Genomic DNA, 16,991 nt, shown 5'->3' with positions numbered 1-16,991 from the left:
TGCTGCGTTATACAGGCATGTGCTACGCGGCACTGTTTTAGTTGATTTTGCCGTTTATGCCAGCAAATAGACAGATTATGAAAACCGCGCAAATTGCCAATATAGAGCTGGTAAGACTAGAGGTAAGAGATAGCTAAAGATAGCAGATAGCTTGCAACAATGTAGTGCAAAGGAACAGTATGAAGCTAGAAGAACTTTCTACTATAGAGAAAGCAGCGATGCTTTCTGGCGCCTCAGAATGGGATTCGCGAGGCAATGCGCGTGCTGATATTCCAAGTTTTGTTATGAGCGATGGCCCTCACGGAGTACGCCGTCAGCTTGGCTCAGGAGACCATTTAGGTCTTGGTGCTTCTAAGCCAGCAACTTGCTTCCCAACTGCGGGTACTGTGGCAAATTCTTGGGATCCTCAATTGGCTGAGCAAATGGGTCAGGCACTTGGCAAAGAAGCACATGATTTAGATGTGAATGTGTTGCTAGGTCCGGGCATGAATATTAAGCGCAACCCGTTGTGCGGACGTAATTTTGAGTATTATTCAGAAGATCCTCAAGTTGCGGGGCGCATGGCAGCAGGCTTAATCAAAGGTATCCAGTCAAATGGTATTGCCGCATGTCCTAAGCATTTTGCGGTCAATAGCCAAGAATTGCGTCGTCAAGCCAGCAACTCTGTTATTGACGAACGCACGATGCGTGAAATTTATCTTACTGCGTTTGAAATTGCGGTACGAGAAGCGCACCCATGGTCTATTATGACGTCATACAACCAAATTAACGGTGTATATGCTCATGAAAACCGTCACCTGTTGCAAGAAATCCTGCGCGATGAGTGGGGTTTTGATGGCATGGTGGTCTCTGATTGGGGTGGCTCAAACTCCGCTGTTGATGCGGTAAAAGCAGGTGGTAGTTTGGAAATGCCTTCTCCTGGCTTCACTTCCACACGTGAACTTGTGGGCGCAGTTGAAGCAGGTACGTTAGCAGAAGCTGATTTGAATGCTCGCGCTGCAGAAGTAGCTCTTGTAGCTAAGCGCACAAAAACTCAAGGCGTGGGTCGTGATGATCTGCTTGCTGAGTCCGTTATTGCTGAACATCATGAAGTTGCTCGTACTGTTGCTGAGCATTCTAGTGTTTTATTGAAAAACCAGCAAGGCGTGCTGCCACTTACTGCTGGAACGCGCGTAGCAGTAGTTGGTGATATGGCACAAACCGCTCGCTTCCAAGGCTCTGGCTCTTCTAAAGTAAATGCCACTCGTGAAGAGAATTTGCTTGACGAATTAAAAGCTATTGACGGCGTAGAAGTTGCAGGTTTTGCTCAAGGATACGAACGTCATGGCGCTGCAAATAAGCAGTTACAGCAAGAAGCGGTAGCCTTGGCTGCAAACGATAGCGTTGATGTTATTGTGGCTGTGGTTGGTCTTGATGAGCGTAGCGAATCTGAGGGGCTTGACCGCTCTACTATGGCTATTGCCGATGCGCAAAACGAACTCGTGGAAGCCTTGTGTGCTACGGGTAAGCCTGTTGTTGCCGTGCTGGTGACTGGTTCTCCTGTAGAGTTGCCTTGGTTTGATCATGTTGCAGGGTTGCTCTATATCGGGCTTTCAGGTCAGGCTGGTGCTTCTGCAGCGGCACGTGTACTTACTGGCGTTGTTAATCCTTCTGGACATTTAGCGGAAACTTGGGGAATGCAGTATGCTGACTGCCCAAGTGCCGACTGGTATCCGGCTATTGGACGCGATGCTATTTACCGAGAGGGACCATTTGTTGGCTATCGGTATTACGAAACTGCTGGAGTGCCAGTACGTTTCCCATTTGGGTACGGATTGAGCTACGCAACGTTTTCATACAGTGATTTGCATGTAGATGAGCAGGGCGCGCATATTACTGTGACGAATACCAGTGATATTGACGGCGCTACTGTAGTGCAGATGTATATATCTGGACCAAGCCAGGGTGTACTACGCCCAGTTCGCGAGCTCAAAGGCTTTGCTAAAGTTGAGCTTGCCGCACATGACAGTACAACAGTAGACATCGCATTCGATCGCTATACCTTCCGCCATTTTGATGTTGCTTCCAACGCTTGGCATACCGAGTCTGGATGGTGGACGATTGCACTTGGCACGGATGCGCATACCATGGTAGCAAGTCAAGAATACGCAGTTGCCGGCGATGTAGAGCCACAAGCACCGAATAAAGCATTAGGCGCCTACTTGCACGGTGATATTAAGAATGTTACTGACACGCAAATGGCAGTGCTCTTTGGTCATGAAGTATTAGCTCCTGGCAAACCAGAAGTATTTGGTAGCAATGATCCAATCCTGTCTTGGGTAGATTCACGCGGTTTTGTAGCGCGAACTGTAGCAAAAACGTTGATAAAGCGTGAACGCAAAATCCGTGAAAAAACTGGTCAGCCAGATTTGAACACCCTCTTTATTTTGAATATGCCTCCTCGCGCAATGAGCAAAATGACTCAAGGCATGGTGGATGCAGCCATGGTAGAAGGCATTGTTGCTATTGCTAATAAGCATACATTCCGCGGTTTAGGCAAAGTTATTGCCGGATTCTTCCGCAACCAATCCGCAAATAAGCGCACGGCAAAGGAGCTTAATCATGAGTGATGTACAACAACCAACTGCTGAACAGGCACAAGTTCAGCAGCACGCCAGCGGTTCACAGTCAGCAAAAGCAGCCCCTACTCAAGAGGAATTAGCAAAAATGGGTTCAGTGCGCCGTTGGATTGCTACTCACCCAAATATTTGGGAGTTCATTCTCTTTAATGTGCTATCCAATATTTCTACAGCATCGCGATTTATTGTGCTATGGTGCTTGACTCCACTATTTGTGAAAGCCATGGGATTGACTTCGCCATTCCATTTCATGTTCTACAACTATGATGTAGCAGCTGGCGGTTTGGGCACCTTCTTGGCAACCATTATTGCTGAAATTATTGCGCAAACAGTAAACTTCTTTGTACAAATGAAGTGGGTATTCAAATCAGATTCCAGCTTCAAAGATGCTGCGTGGAAGTATGTAGTGCTTGCCATCATTATCATTATTATCTCTGGTTTTGCGCCAAGCTACATTAGTGCATGGGCTACTAGCGCTGGATTTGGTGGTGCTGCAAGTACGCTTAATGCAGTCTTTAATACATTGATGGCAGTAATTGTCAGCTATCCGCTGTTGAAGTTCTGGATTATGCCAAAAAACAAGAAGTAAATTCTTCTCCTCTCTCTCCTTCAGCAAAAGCTCTAGCCGTCAACCATACGTGGTCGCTAGGGCTTTTGTACATTTGAAGTGGAGTGTATGCAACTGTGTAAGTGCATACGATTGTGTAAGTGTACGTAACATGTAAGTGTGTGTATGTATATGCAAGTGTTGCAATTTTGTAAGTATGCGTACGCATGTGTAAGCGAAGTATGGCGTACTCATATGTTGAAATATGTGCATGAATGTTGTGCATATGTTGTGCACAATTGCGCTATACCCGCATAAAAAGCGCATAATAAGCCAGTGCCTATAGTATTTTAATCCATAGCGTTTGCGCCAAAGTACGGTACATATGTATTTGAGCCAAGCTAAGAGAGGGAGAAGCCAATGCTCAGCGACTATACTGCTCATGCCAAAGTTATTCTTATCGGTGAGCATGCGGTCGTATATGGAGCTGATGCTCTTTGCATTCCGATGTTGAATCTCACACTTCACGCGCACGTAGCTTACGATGAGCAGGGACCAATATTAGAAACCGAAGGGTATTGCGGGCCATTTGAGCAAGCTCCTGAGATTTACAACGGCATTATGTATCTGTTCCAAGAATTAGTGGTCAAGCGTCAGCAGGATACACATTGCAGACTTACTCTTGACTCGCGTATTCCAATGGCGCGTGGTCTTGGTTCTTCTGCTGCATCAGCTTTAGCTACTATTAAGGCATTTGACCAGTATTTCCAGCTTGGACTCAGTGAAGATGGCGTGACTGTACTCGGTAACCATGCTGAGGATATTGTGCATGGTAAGGCATCTGGGCTTGATTTCGCGACTGTGCGCTCCGAGAAGCTGGTAAGTTTTAATCGTGCCACAGGCTTTAACCATATTGATGGCAAACTTGGTGCGTATCTTGTTATTGCTGACACTGGTGCAGAAGGCAGCACAAAAGAAGCAGTAGCGATGGTACGTCAGCAGCGTGATGCTTCTGAACAAAATCGGGAACGCTTGGATTATTTGGGTGTGCTTTCTGATCAGGCAGCACAGGCATGGGTACAGCAAGATGTGCTCAAACTTGGGGATATTTGCAATCAAGCACAAGAAATTCTCGCAAGTTTTGGTGTCTCTACGCCAATGATTGATTTGTTAGTAGATACTGCACGTGAGGCTGGAGCATTAGGCGCGAAATTGTCTGGCTCTGGTCTAGGTGGTGTAGTGATAGCGCTTACTCAGACGCGCGAGCAGGCGCAGCAGGTTGCGCAGGCGCTCAGTGGTAAAGCCTCAGGTGTTTGGGTTGAGGAGCTCTAATGCCACATGCTGTGCTATTTCCAGATCAACTTGGTAATCAGAATACTGACGGCATAGGGCATGGTGATGCGCGTTCTACCGGCGCTCCCTATATGCACAAAAACGCTTGCAATACGCACAATAGTATAAGCAGTAGTACAGTTAATAGTATGGAACGCACAGGCACAGCAACAGCACATACTAATATTGCTCTAATTAAATACTGGGGCAAAAAAGATGAAGCTTTGCGGTTGCCTTTTACTGATTCTATTTCACTCACATTAGCGGATTTTTATACCACAACTGAAGTTACAGTGCTTGATAGTGCGCTTCCAAAGCGTTTTACCATGAACGGCAGTCCGGTGCAAGGTAAAGCTGCTGATCGCGTATGGCAATATATTGCGCGTTTGCAGCAGCGCTTTGGGGTACGTGGTTCTTTGGCAATTACCACTGAAAATCATGTGCCAACTAGTGCGGGTTTAGCTTCAAGCTCGTCTGCTTTTGCAGCTCTTGCAGGGGCTTTTGCTGCTGCATATGGGTTGCAAGTGGATATGCAAGAGTTATCACGTATGGCACGTCTTGGCTCAGGGTCAGCGTCTCGCTCTGTATATGGTGGTTTTGCACGGTGGATTGCTGGCAGTGATGACGCCACTTCTGTGGCTGTGCCCATTGATGAGCATCCAAGTTTTGCACTTCGTATGATTGCTGTGCAAATTGATGTGAAACCTAAGGCTATCTCTTCTACTGCAGGTATGCGCAGAGTGGTAGAGACTTCGCCATACTTCCCAGTTTGGGTAGAGCATAATGTTGATGCTTGCGAACGTATGCAGCAAGCGATTGCAGACTCTGATTTCACTACGCTTGGTGAATTAGCACAACAGAACGCGCTGGATATGCATGCGCTGAATTTAACTGCACGCCCAGGGTTTACTTATTTTGAACCACAAACATTGCAAGTATTGCAGGCTGTGGATCAGCTTCGCCAAGAAGGTGTGGAATGCTACTACACCATGGATGCTGGTCCTAATGTTAAAGTACTAGTGCAGCCTGAGCATGAGGCGGCAGTATTAGAACGTCTTGCAGTAGTAGTACCAGATGCAACTATGCTCAGCACTGGCGTAGGTCCTGGTATAACGATGTCGGCAAATGGTGTGCCCGTAAGTATTTTGTAGGCAAGTGGTGCACGGGCAAATACGTTGTCGATATAAGGAAAATGCTTTGTCGGCAAACGATAGACCGGCAGATAGAAGGAGAACGTATGCAATTGGCATCCAGCTCAGCTCCTGGAAAACTCTATCTTGCGGGCGAATATGCTGTGGTGCATGCGGGCAATCCGTCGCTGGTGATTGCGGTAGATCGTTATGTGCATGTTCGCGCAGATAGTGTAGACAATGTAAATGATGTAAACAATGACTGTAATAAGACTGTTGGCGCAGGTGCCAAGCAATGGCGTATTATTTCGGAACAATTCCCAGATACTGTTGCCTTGTGTGGTCGTTCGACTACTACCAGGCGTCTTTTCCCAACGGTGTACACTGATGCGTTGAGTTTTGCACAAGCTGCCGCCATGGTTGCAGATACGTATGCGCAGCACTATACCCAGCAAACGATTACAGCAGCACTGACGATTGCTTCGCGATTGCAATCTGATGATGGAAGGAAACTAGGACTTGGCTCTTCGGCAGCAGTATGTGTGGCGGTAGTACGCGCTGTATTGCAAGCGTATGGCATTACTGCCGACGCACTGGTGGTGTATAAATTAGCGGCATTAGCGCATTTTGCTATGCAAGGTAACGGCTCCTTAGGTGACATCGCTGCCAGCAGTATGGGTGGCGTCGTATATTACCGCTCTTGCGATAGAACATGGTTGGCACGCGCGACCGGATTGCAATCGTTATTAGACTCCCATGCGCCAGCACAGCAGCGCCTAGAGCAATTAGCAACAATTGACGTGTATGCCATAGTGCAGCAAGCATGGCCACTATTAGTAATAGAGCCGGTTCGTGTAGATCCCACAGTGCATATTATCGTTGGTTGGACTGGAAGCCCTGCTTCTACCAAAGATCTTGTGGCACGAGCTGCAAGACCCGTTGAACCAGCAGCATATCAGGCTTTTCTTGAACAATCTGCGCAAAGTGTGGATGCGTTACGAGCAGAACTTGAGCATCCTCAAGGTGCGGGTGCACTACAAGATATTGTCGCGCAGCTGCGCTCGCAATTACTGGAATTAGCGCAATTACGAGATGTCCCTATAGAAACACCAACCCTAGCAGCTGGTATTAATGCTGCTTGCGCGCAAGGCATGGCAGCTAAATCCTCGGGCGCAGGTGGTGGTGATTGTTTTATTGCCCTATATAACTCTGGTAACGCTAACAGAACTGATAACGCTGATAGCTCTGGGAAAGCTGAAAGCACTAGTAGTGCTGGATATGTTGGTGTAAGCGATAGTCTTGGTAAGCCCGAGGCGCAGGAGAACAGCCGTTCGCTTGAGCAAGTGTATGCTATGTGGAAAGCTCAGGGCATTGTGCCACTCGACTTGCATGTAAGTGAGGTTTACGATGCTTAATAACGCATTACGTGCCCAGCGCAAAGAAGATCACCTGCGCCTAGCCGAGCAAAGTTTCAGGCAGCATCGCCACAATGATTTCGATACTATGCATCTTGTGCGACCAACACTTCCTGAAACTTGCGTCGATGAGCAGTCTTTAGCAACTACACTGTTTGGCATACCAGTCGCGGCACCGTTTTTCATTAACGCTATGACCGGCGGTACTGAACATGCCACACAGATCAATGCACAACTTGCTGCTGTAGCTGAACGTGAGCGCATTGCATTTGCTTTCGGTTCTGCAAGTATTGTGGGGCATGAGTCTGAGGCGCTTGCTGGATTTGTGCATGCGCGTGAGCTTGCGCCAAGCGTGCCAGTATTCATCAATGTAAACCCTGCTACCCCGCTTGATGTCGTGCGCACGCTCATTCAAGAGCTATACCCTGCAGCACTACAAGTGCATATTAATGCTGTGCAAGAGCTCGTCATGCCGGAAGGTGATCGTGATTTTCATTGGAGTGAAGGCATTGAGCGTATTAGCGCAGCAGTGCACGAGCAGTGGAATATTCCTGTTATTGCCAAAGAAGTTGGGTTTGGTTGGGATATAGCATCGATGCGGCGTGCGCTTGAGTGCGGTGTGGATGTTATTGATGTAGCAGGATCTGGGGGCACAAATTTTGCGCAAATTGAGCGATTGCGCAGAGCAGAGCAGCAGTCTAGTAGTGCTGCAAGTAGTGCAGCTGTGAGTGCTGTTGACGCAGAGAATCATACTGCAAGTAATATTAGTGCAGATAGTGAACGCGAAGCCGATGAACGTGCCATGTCGGTTGATTTTTCATGGTTAGAAGATGCAGGATTATCCACAGTGCAGTCCTTGCTGAATGCACAGCAGGTTGCTTCGGAACTTGTATCTGATAGCGCATCGCATGAGTTCATGTATTTTGGTTCTGGTGGTGTGCGTCACCCACTTGATGTGATGAAATGCTTAGTGTTGGGTGCTCAAGCTGTTGGGGTTTCTGGGGTAATGCTGCATACTGTGCTTGAATACGGCACTGATGGGTTGCAGGAACTGGTGCGCATTTGGAAACATCAACTTGCTGGTTTGGTAGCACTTTATGGCATGGGCTCGCTACAAGATGCACAGCATGTGCAGTATTGGCTCGACCCATCGCTCGAATCCTACCAGCGTCAAATTTTGCATTCCATGAGTTAGCATTTCAGAAAGGGTCAATCGACCTTGATGAAGCTGCACGCATTATCGAGCCACTAGTTGGTGACAAAGCTGAGCAAGCCATACTTGCCTATGAGCGCCACCTTAAAGAGATGTAATAGAGAAAATCATGGTGCCTTCTTATCGCATGTATTGCAATGTAATATATGCGAGAGGAGGAACAATTATGACCTTTTCAATACGACTCACGACAGAAGAAAAAATCTAGCAACGAGTTACGCAAAAATACATGATATGACGCTTGCTGAAGCCTTCAAAAAAGCGTTATTTGAGCGTATTGAAGATGAATTGATCTAGCCGTTGCTCGCGACGCTCAGCGAGAATATGAAGAAAGCGGACGCAAAAGCAGACCGATTGAAGAACTCTGGCAGGGGAATAATTTATAGTTTTACTCTTGCTTTGGAATAAGGCATGTGAGCGTAAACCAATGCTGATCAGTCTCAATAGTGACCTCGCCGCCGTAATTATGCACAATATGGCGAATTGATTTCACGCCAAAACCATGTTGCAAACTATCGCGCTTAGTGGTGCGCAAACTACCATCAGCATTATGCTTGAGCGAGGCATCAAAATAGTTTTCCACGCGAAGCACAATAAACTGATTTTGCGCATACAATGCTAATTTAATCAAGCGTTGCTGAGGATCAGACAATTTAGAAGTAGCCTCAATAGCATTATCCAGCGCATTACCAAATAAAGACGCAATATCCATAGATGACATATGCTTCAAGAGAGAACCATCAGCCACAGCAGTAAACGTAATATCATGATCAGCGCAGGTGCGCTCTTTAGTCGTCAACACCACATCAAGCACAGGATGACCCGTATGCCGCTGCGCACTGTATTCTTGCACAGATCGTTCAAGCTGTTCAAAACCTTGCGCAGCATGTTCAGGATCAACCTCAGCGCGCAATGCAGCAATCTGATGTTTCAAATCATGCGCCAACCTGCCAAGAGACTCCAAATTCTCTTTTGACTGCAAATACTCCTGATGCTGGCTCGTGAGCTGCGCATTGATAGAAGCCAACTCTGTGCTTGCCTCCAGTCGCTGAGTCTGTTCTTGCTGCGCATACAAAATAGCAAACCCACAAAAATCAACTAACGTGCGAATATAAAAAATCTCTTTACCGACAGAACCAGAAAATGGCGTATTTGCAGAAATAAAACTCAAATTACTCATAGCAAACGTTACCACTGTAATAGCCACAGCAGCAATTGCAGTCGCCGTAGGAGGAAGCGTCGGGGCAGTGCGGCTAAAATTATCGCTTTCTGCCAAATAAGCAAGCGCAAAACAAGCAGCATATATTACTACTAAACCGATAATTGAGAGTGAGCTGCTCGCGGGAATATGCGCACTCAACCCCACAAATGTAGCAACCTGCCAGTGCAGTGATGCCACAAGTTCAGCCAACACAAATGCGCGAACCGTAATATACAAACCCTCACGCTTACCGGTGCCCACAGCAAGCAGAATCATCACATACATACCAGCGACAGCAAGTAGCATGCCAATAATCCAAAACCACAGAGGCATCAGCCCATCAAAATACTGAATGGCAATAAGCGTCGGCAAACTCACTGCACATACCGTAATGGTACGGCGCGTGGATGCTCTACGGTAGAGCACAGCAACATACACCAAGCACGCACACCATTCACAAATTGCTGTATAGAGCCTTGGAATATCAGGTAAGGCATTTGTAATAGGCTGCCACGCAAAAATATCAATCATCGCGAACCACCAATATACTGCGTCAATGCAGTAAGAAAGTCCTTTTTACGAGGTCTGGAAATACGCAAACTTTCACCATTAGACATCACACTATCTTGCTCACGCACCCCAGTCACATGGCGCAAATTTACCAAATAGCAGGAGTTAGAACGGAAAAAATTACGGTCAGCAAGTTTGGCTTCAAAATCTTTTAATGTGCCAGTAACTGACAGTTTCCCTTCAAGCGTGTGGATAATAATCGTATGACGAATTGACTCAAAATACACAATATCGGCGAGCATTACACGAATCTGCTCAGCGCCCGTCTCAATTAAAATCGAATCGTCCTGACGCTTACTAATGGCGTCAATAGATTTTTTGATTTCTTGGCTAAACGCAAACCAAGGTACAGGCTTAAGAATATATGACAACGCTTGCACCTCATACCCGCTAATAGCATACTGTGGGGCTGCGGTAATGAAAATAATAGTAACGCTCGAATCCCGTTGGCGAATATGACGTGCGGCCTCAATGCCATTCATATGCGCCATTTCAATATCCATAAGCAGAATATCGTATGTTGGCTGATAGCGTTCAACCAGTTTTTCGCCATCATTAAACAGGGAAACTGTAAATTCTTGGTTGAATTCCGATTGATATCGGTTCAAATAGTCCACGAGAAGTTGAGCGCATGCTGGGTCGTCCTCTACAATGCCGATCCTAATAGTGCGCATATCACTCCTTCGTCTTGAAACTATCTGCATTGTAATGAAATTTGCTCATATTGTCTAACAAATGGTGAAAACTGCATGGGTTGCGACAAGCTAGCTCATATGCAAACAGTAATTGTGATTTGTGTAATAGGGGGAGTGGAGTAGACGGCGATTACAATTCTCTGATTACTAACAGCTTGCCAAGTTGTGCCGCTTTATATGGGGTAGATATAAAGACGCTGCCCGCCTGATAACTGGGTATTTTGCTGATAGCAAACACTTGACACAACGCGCATTTGTGCTTTCAGAATTCGGCGGATTGACTTGTGCCATTGCAGGGCATAGTGCGCTACGTGAGGCCTACGGATATGCGGTATATGCATCTTTACCAGAGAGGCAGCAGGCAGTTCAAGAGATATTGCAACATGCAAAAATGCGCGGAAATCAAGGATTAACAGGGTTTGTCTATACTCAACTTACTGATGTAGAAGGCGAATTAAACGGGCTACTAACCTACGATCGGCGTATTCATAAACTCAATACAGTACGTGAATAATGCGCATTGAAGTAGCGCATTACCCGATGTGTGTAGCAGGATGAAGAGCCGGTATAAGCTGTAATTTACGTGTTTTTACCTATTTCGTGAGAGCTAAATCACATGTGATGTTTATCAATACTTTAGGGCTTGTAAATTTTTCAAAAACAGTTTCTAATAATATCAGCACCTTTCGCAGATGAAAGGTAGAACATTTAACACGAAAGTAGGTTGACATGAGTATCGCAGAAGATACCGCAGCACAGGGCGCAACAGTGCCAGCAAGCGTCGCAATGCTTCGCGTTTTGGAATCTTGGGGAGTTGAGCACATTTACGGATACCCAGGCGGATCCTTTAATTCCACTATGGCTGCTTTGGATGCAGAAAAAGATCGCATCAAGTTCATTCAGGTACGTCACGAGCAGGTTGGTGCGCTCGCTGCATCTGCAGATGCTAAGTTAACTGGTCGCGTGCAGGTATGCTTCGGCTCTGCAGGTCCAGGCGCAACCAATTTGTTGACCGGTCTCTATGACGCACGTGAAGACCATGCCCCAGTTGTGGCGTTGATTGGTCAGGTGCCAACAACCAACATGAACTACGACTACTTCCAGGAGTTCGCAGAGAACCCAATGTTTGAAGATGTCGCAGTATACGACCGTACAGTAATGACTCCTGAGAGCCTGCCATATGTCGTTGATAAGGCAGTTCGTGAAGCCTACAAGCACAAGGGTGTAGCTGTTGTTGTTATTCCGAACAACTTCGGTTATGTACAGATTCCAGATACCCCATACTCCAGTTCTTCACCAACTGACCGCAAGCCTGCTCCACTCCCTGCAGCTACTGATGAAGAAGTACGCACTGTAGTAGATATGATTAAGCAGGCTAAGCGCCCAATCATTCACGTTGGTCGCGGTATTCAGACTGGTGGCGAAAAGCTTGTTGAGCTCTCTCGTCGCTTGAGCATTCCGCTGGTATTGACTGGTCTTGCTAAGGGTCTTGTGCCAGATGACTACGAAGCAAACTTGGGATACGCAAACCGCGCTGCATCCAAGGCAGCTGATGAAGCATTTGCAACAGCTGATTTGGTGATCGCTCTCGGTTCCAACTTCCCATTTGCAAACCTGATTTATCGTACTCACGAATTTAAGTTTGTGCAGATTGACGCTGATGCAGGACGTTTCGGTTCTCACCATTTCCTCGATTACGGCGTATGGTCTGACGCAACAACATTCGTTGATAAGGCACTTGCGCTGCTTGACAATGGTGAAGTTGAAGAAACTCCTGCAACACCATTCTTCCGTGCATGCGTTGCTTCCAACAAGAATTGGCGCGAATACCTCAACAAGATGATGAATCGCCCATCTAACCCTCTTGAGTTTGAGGCAGTATACAAGGAAATTAACCGCGTTGCAGAAGAGGACGCTATCTTCTCCATCGACGTCGGTGATAACATCATCAATTCCTTCCGTTACTTGAACTTGACTCCAAAGAACAAGTGGACGATTTCTGCACTCTTCGCATCCATGGGCTACGGCTTGCCAGGTGCTCTTGCTGCAAAGCTGAGCTTCCCAGATCGCCAGGTATTCCACATTGCTGGTGATGGTGCGTACTCCATGGTGATGCAGGACTTGATTACGCAGAAGAAGTATCAGTTGCCAGTAATCAACGTTATTACTTCAAATGCTTCTTTGAACTTCATTAAGTCCGAGCAGGATGATTTGTCCATTCCACAGCATTCTGGCATCTTCTTGGAAGATCAGGACTTTGCAATGATTGCTCGCGGTATGGGTGTTGAGGCAGTAACCGTTACTTCTTCAGATGAATTGCCAGCAGCATTCGATAAGGCAGTTGAAGTCACTAAGGCTGGTCGTCCATTCTTGATTGACGCCAAGATTACCGATAAGCGTGGTTTGCCAGTTGAAGAGCTTGAATTCCATGTAGAGGACGGCAAGTTTGTAGAGACTATCAATCCAAACTACAACGCTAATGGCACTTTGCATCATCCAGAAACTGTGGAAGAGTTCTTTGCTTCCTATGACGGTGAAGAATTGCTGCCTATGACCTACTACTTCGAACAAGAAGGCGTAGAAGCGTAAGTAGCGAAAATGCAAAGTAGGGTGAAGCCTACAAGCGTTGAAGCGTGATAAACGCATAAACACACGTTACAGCGATTGTGATTGCCGGTGGTTGGAGACTGCATTGTGGTTTCCAGCCACTTTTTGTATTCTTACTGCTTTATGTTTTCCAACCGCTTTTTCATTTTTGGTATTAAGCGTTCAAAATTATCGAGTTTGAAGGGCGATTATTTGCGCGACACGCCGATATTTGTGTTTGGGTTGGTTTTGGTGTAAGTTTACTTCTCGCTGCCGCTCAGCTGCTGGGATTGTGGTTCTGGTTTGGTTGGGTGTGTGTGGTGGTTTGAGAACTCAAGAGTGTGTTTGTACTACTTTGATTGTATGCCAGTTTGATGCTGCTGAATGATTGAATGATGTTGTGTTGTTTGGTTGTTTGGTGGTGTTTGGTTTTGGTGACTTTGAACGTTTTGTTTTGGTTACTGTTTTTTTCTTTATTTTTTGTTGAGTCTTTTTTTGGGCTCTCTTACAGGTTTTTTGTGGAGGGTTTGATTCTGGCTCAGGACGAACGCTGGCGGCGTGCTTAACACATGCAAGTCGAACGGGATCCTGATAGCTTGCTATTGGGTGAGAGTGGCGAACGGGTGAGTAATGCGTGACTAACCTGCCTCATACTTTGGGATAGCTCCTGGAAACGGGTGGTAATACTGAATGTTCCACATGATCGCATGTGATTGTGGGAAAGTGTTTGAGCGGTATGGGATGGGGTCGCGTCCTATCAGCTTGTTGGTGGGGTAATGGCCTACCAAGGCTTCGACGGGTAGCCGGCCTGAGAGGGCGACCGGCCACATTGGGACTGAGATACGGCCCAGACTCCTACGGGAGGCAGCAGTGGGGAATATTGCACAATGGGGGGAACCCTGATGCAGCGACGCCGCGTGCGGGATGACGGCCTTCGGGTTGTAAACCGCTTTTATCAAGGAGCAAGCGTGAGTGAGTGTACTTGGTGAATAAGCGCCGGCTAACTACGTGCCAGCAGCCGCGGTAATACGTAGGGCGCAAGCGTTGTCCGGATTTATTGGGCGTAAAGGGCTCGTAGGCGGTTTGTCGCGTCTGGTGTGAAAGTCCATGGCTTAACCGTGGATTGGCGCCGGGTACGGGCAGGCTGGAGTGCAGTAGGGGAGACTGGAATTCTCGGTGTAACGGTGGAATGTGTAGATATCGGGAAGAACACCAATGGCGAAGGCAGGTCTCTGGGCTGTTACTGACGCTGAGGAGCGAAAGCGTGGGGAGCGAACAGGATTAGATACCCTGGTAGTCCACGCTGTAAACGGTGGATGCTGGATGTGGGGCCCTTTCCACGGGTTCTGTGTCGGAGCTAACGCGTTAAGCATCCCGCCTGGGGAGTACGGCCGCAAGGCTAAAACTCAAAGAAATTGACGGGGGCCCGCACAAGCGGCGGAGCATGCGGATTAATTCGATGCAACGCGAAGAACCTTACCTGGGCTTGACATGTGCCTGTTGACTGCAGAGATGTGGTTTCCCTTCGGGGCGGGTTCACAGGTGGTGCATGGTCGTCGTCAGCTCGTGTCGTGAGATGTTGGGTTAAGTCCCGCAACGAGCGCAACCCTCGCCCTGTGTTGCCAGCACGTTATGGTGGGAACTCACGGGGGACCGCCGGGGTTAACTCGGAGGAAGGTGGGGATGACGTCAGATCATCATGCCCCTTACGTCCAGGGCTTCACGCATGCTACAATGGCCGGTACAGCGGGATGCGATGCTGTGAGGCGGAGCGGATCCCTGAAAACCGGTCTCAGTTCGGATCGGAGCCTGCAACTCGGCTCCGTGAAGGTGGAGTCGCTAGTAATCGCGGATCAGCATTGCCGCGGTGAATGCGTTCCCGGGCCTTGTACACACCGCCCGTCAAGTCATGAAAGTGGGCAGCACCCGAAGCCGGTGGCCTAACCATGTTAATGGGGGGAGCCGTCTAAGGTGAGGCTCGTGATTGGGACTAAGTCGTAACAAGGTAGCCGTACCGGAAGGTGCGGCTGGATCACCTCCTTTCTACGGAGATTTGAATAAAATCCCTCTTGCTGTGTTTGGTTGGAGGGTCGTGCACTGACAGTGGGCAGGTTGTTTGCTGGTTGGTGTGTGCTGGTGGAAGCGTATGATCGTGTGAGTGGTGTGAGCATGCTTTTGGGTTCCCTGACTGCGACTGTGGTCAGTGGACACTCACGCTGATAATCCTGGTCTTTTTGGGCTTGTGGTTGTTGGTGTGTGGTTGGTGGTTTGAGAACTGGATAGTGGACGCGAGAGACGCACACCCGGTGTGGTGTGTGTTCTTGTAATGTGATTTCTTTTGTATTGTTTAGTGATCATTATTGTGTGATGTTGTCTGGTGTCGCTGGATTTGCTTGTGGGTGACTGTTGTGGTTGCCTGTGTATGGGCGTATGGTGGATGCCTTGGCATATAGGACCGATGAAGGACGTGTGGGGCTGCGATAAGCCTCGGGGAGCTGCCGACAGGGCGTTGATCCGAGGGTGTCCGAATGGGGGAACCCAGTAGTCTTGATGGGCTACTACCGCATTTGTGCGGGGGGTACGCAGGGAAGTGAAACATCTTAGTACCTGCAGGAAAAGATATTCCGTGAGTAGTGGCGAGCGAAAGCGGATGATGGCTAAACCTGGTGCGTGTGATACTCGTCGGGGGTTGCGTGCTGGGTGTTGTGGGATGGTTTGTGAGCATGCCGACGCGTGTTCGGGTAGTGATAAAGCGTTGTGTGAGGTGAAGAGGATTGAATGCCTTGCCGTAGAGGGTGATGGCCCCGTAGCTGGTAGTGCAACGCCTGCCTATGACTTGTCCCGAGTAGCACGAGACTCGTGGAATTTCGTGTGAATCTGCTCTGACCGTGGGGTAAGCCTGAATATTCCTATATGACCGATAGTGTACGAGTACCGTGAGGGAAAGGTGAAAAGTACCCCGGGAGGGGAGTGAAAGAGTTTCTGAAACCGTGCGCTTACAATCCGTCAGAGCCTCTTTGATGGGGTGATGGCGTGCCTATCGAAAAATGAGTCTGCGAGTTAGTGATGCGTCGCGAGCATAAGCCGTGTGGTGTATGCGTAGCGAAAGCGAGTGTTAAAACGCGTTGAGTGGCGTGTCCTAGACCCGAAGCGGGATGATCTAGCCCTGAGCAGGTTGAAGCGCGGGTAAGACCGTGTGGAGGACCGAACCCACCTAGGTTGAAAACTGGGGGGATGACTTGGGGTTAGGGGTGAAAGGCCAATCAAATTCCGTGATAGCTGGTTCTCTCCGAAATGCATTTAGGTGCAGCGTCACGTTGTGTGTCTGGGGGGTAGAGCTACTGGATGCTTGCGGGCCCGTATTGGGTACCAATAGCAGCCAAACTCCGAATACCTGTGATATTGAGCGTGGCAGTGAGTCGGCGGGGGATAAGCTCCGTTGTCGAAAGGGAAACAGCCCAGATCGTCGTTTAAGGTCCCTAAGCGCGTGCTAAGTGGGAAAGGATGTGGAGTCGCATAGACAGCCAGGAGGTTGGCTTAGAAGCAGCCATCCTTGAAAGAGTGCGTAACAGCTCACTGGTCTAGTGGTTCCGCGCCGACAATGTAGCGGGGCTCAAGCACGCCACCGAAAACGCGACAAGCAGCCGTTGTGGCTGGTTGGGTAGGAGAGCGTTCCATACTGGG

At 48.1% G+C, this 16,991-nt stretch carries 11 protein-coding genes and 2 rRNA genes; 11 read left to right on the top strand and 2 right to left on the bottom strand.

The genetic code is table 11. From position 1 onward, the window contains the following. The first annotated feature begins 179 nt into the window (after positions 1 to 179). The 7 genes from IEU85_RS08315 to IEU85_RS08910 all read left to right on the top strand — a co-directional run bounded on the left by IEU85_RS08315 (position 180) and on the right by IEU85_RS08910 (position 8,552). Positions 180 to 2,609 (top strand): glycoside hydrolase family 3 C-terminal domain-containing protein, encoded by a 2,430-nt coding sequence (locus tag IEU85_RS08315; RefSeq protein ID WP_188355799.1) that lies wholly within the window; start codon positions 180 to 182, stop codon positions 2,607 to 2,609. A 97-nt stretch (positions 2,610 to 2,706) separates the two neighbouring features. After that, positions 2,707 to 3,207 (top strand): GtrA family protein, encoded by a 501-nt coding sequence (locus IEU85_RS08310; protein ID WP_188355838.1) that lies wholly within the window; start codon positions 2,707 to 2,709, stop codon positions 3,205 to 3,207. A 378-nt stretch (positions 3,208 to 3,585) separates the two neighbouring features. Next, positions 3,586 to 4,497 carry a mevalonate kinase gene (gene mvk / locus IEU85_RS08305; RefSeq protein ID WP_188355798.1) on the top strand — a complete coding sequence of 304 codons (912 nt, stop codon included), beginning with the start codon at positions 3,586 to 3,588 and terminating at the stop codon, positions 4,495 to 4,497. Further along, a complete protein-coding gene (mvaD, locus tag IEU85_RS08300; RefSeq protein ID WP_229714842.1) occupies positions 4,497 to 5,648 on the top strand; it encodes a diphosphomevalonate decarboxylase in 1,152 nt (383 codons plus the stop codon). The genes mvk and mvaD overlap by 1 nt, the downstream gene beginning before the upstream one ends. Before the next feature lie 86 nt (positions 5,649 to 5,734). Then, entirely contained in the window at positions 5,735 to 7,042 is a 1,308-nt protein-coding gene (locus IEU85_RS08295) for a phosphomevalonate kinase (protein ID WP_188355797.1), read from the top strand. Further along, positions 7,035 to 8,237, top strand: a complete 1,203-nt coding sequence (locus IEU85_RS08290) for an alpha-hydroxy-acid oxidizing protein (RefSeq protein ID WP_188355796.1) — start codon at positions 7,035 to 7,037, stop codon at positions 8,235 to 8,237. Before IEU85_RS08295 ends, IEU85_RS08290 begins: the two co-directional genes overlap by 8 nt. A gap of 90 nt (positions 8,238 to 8,327) precedes the next feature. Beyond that, complete coding sequence (locus IEU85_RS08910) at positions 8,328 to 8,552, top strand: DUF6290 family protein (protein ID WP_371866660.1); 225 nt, start codon at positions 8,328 to 8,330, stop codon at positions 8,550 to 8,552. A gap of 91 nt (positions 8,553 to 8,643) precedes the next feature. On the opposite strand, the gene IEU85_RS08285 is transcribed toward IEU85_RS08910, so the two are convergent. Beyond that, positions 8,644 to 9,987, bottom strand: a complete 1,344-nt coding sequence (locus IEU85_RS08285; RefSeq protein WP_188355795.1) for an ATP-binding protein — start codon at positions 9,985 to 9,987, stop codon at positions 8,644 to 8,646. After that, positions 9,984 to 10,700, bottom strand: coding sequence for a LytR/AlgR family response regulator transcription factor (locus tag IEU85_RS08280; protein ID WP_188355794.1), 717 nt, complete (start codon positions 10,698 to 10,700; stop codon positions 9,984 to 9,986). Before IEU85_RS08280 ends, IEU85_RS08285 begins: the two co-directional genes overlap by 4 nt. Before the next feature lie 259 nt (positions 10,701 to 10,959). Here IEU85_RS08280 and IEU85_RS08275 point away from each other — a divergent pair, with 259 nt between their 5' ends. From IEU85_RS08275 to IEU85_RS08260, 4 genes are all read left to right on the top strand, one after another. After that, positions 10,960 to 11,235, top strand: coding sequence for a hypothetical protein (locus tag IEU85_RS08275; RefSeq protein WP_188355793.1), 276 nt, complete (start codon positions 10,960 to 10,962; stop codon positions 11,233 to 11,235). Positions 11,236 to 11,450: 215 nt separating this feature from the next. Then, a complete protein-coding gene (spxB, locus tag IEU85_RS08270) occupies positions 11,451 to 13,310 on the top strand; it encodes a pyruvate oxidase (protein WP_188355792.1) in 1,860 nt (619 codons plus the stop codon). Positions 13,311 to 13,822: 512 nt separating this feature from the next. After that, positions 13,823 to 15,350 (top strand): 16S ribosomal RNA (locus tag IEU85_RS08265). 367 nt (positions 15,351 to 15,717) lie between these two features. Further along, positions 15,718 to 16,991 (top strand): 23S ribosomal RNA (locus IEU85_RS08260); the annotation flags it as partial.

This window comes from Galliscardovia ingluviei (assembly GCF_014635685.1).
Taxonomy (GTDB): Bacteria; Actinomycetota; Actinomycetes; order Actinomycetales; family Bifidobacteriaceae; genus Galliscardovia; species Galliscardovia ingluviei.
This window is presented reverse-complemented; position numbering and strand designations above follow the sequence as displayed.

Coding starts and splice junctions, on each gene's coding strand:
- IEU85_RS08285 (WP_188355795.1), bottom strand. CDS start 9,987: ATGATTGATATTTTTGCGTGGCAGCCTATTACAAATGCCTTACCTGAT.
- IEU85_RS08310 (WP_188355838.1), top strand. CDS start 2,707: ATGGGTTCAGTGCGCCGTTGGATTGCTACTCACCCAAATATTTGGGAG.
- IEU85_RS08315 (WP_188355799.1), top strand. CDS start 180: ATGAAGCTAGAAGAACTTTCTACTATAGAGAAAGCAGCGATGCTTTCT.
- mvaD (WP_229714842.1), top strand. CDS start 4,497: ATGCCACATGCTGTGCTATTTCCAGATCAACTTGGTAATCAGAATACT.
- IEU85_RS08910 (WP_371866660.1), top strand. CDS start 8,328: ATGAGCGCCACCTTAAAGAGATGTAATAGAGAAAATCATGGTGCCTTC.
- IEU85_RS08280 (WP_188355794.1), bottom strand. CDS start 10,700: ATGCGCACTATTAGGATCGGCATTGTAGAGGACGACCCAGCATGCGCT.
- mvk (WP_188355798.1), top strand. CDS start 3,586: ATGCTCAGCGACTATACTGCTCATGCCAAAGTTATTCTTATCGGTGAG.
- spxB (WP_188355792.1), top strand. CDS start 11,451: ATGAGTATCGCAGAAGATACCGCAGCACAGGGCGCAACAGTGCCAGCA.
- IEU85_RS08295 (WP_188355797.1), top strand. CDS start 5,735: ATGCAATTGGCATCCAGCTCAGCTCCTGGAAAACTCTATCTTGCGGGC.
- IEU85_RS08290 (WP_188355796.1), top strand. CDS start 7,035: ATGCTTAATAACGCATTACGTGCCCAGCGCAAAGAAGATCACCTGCGC.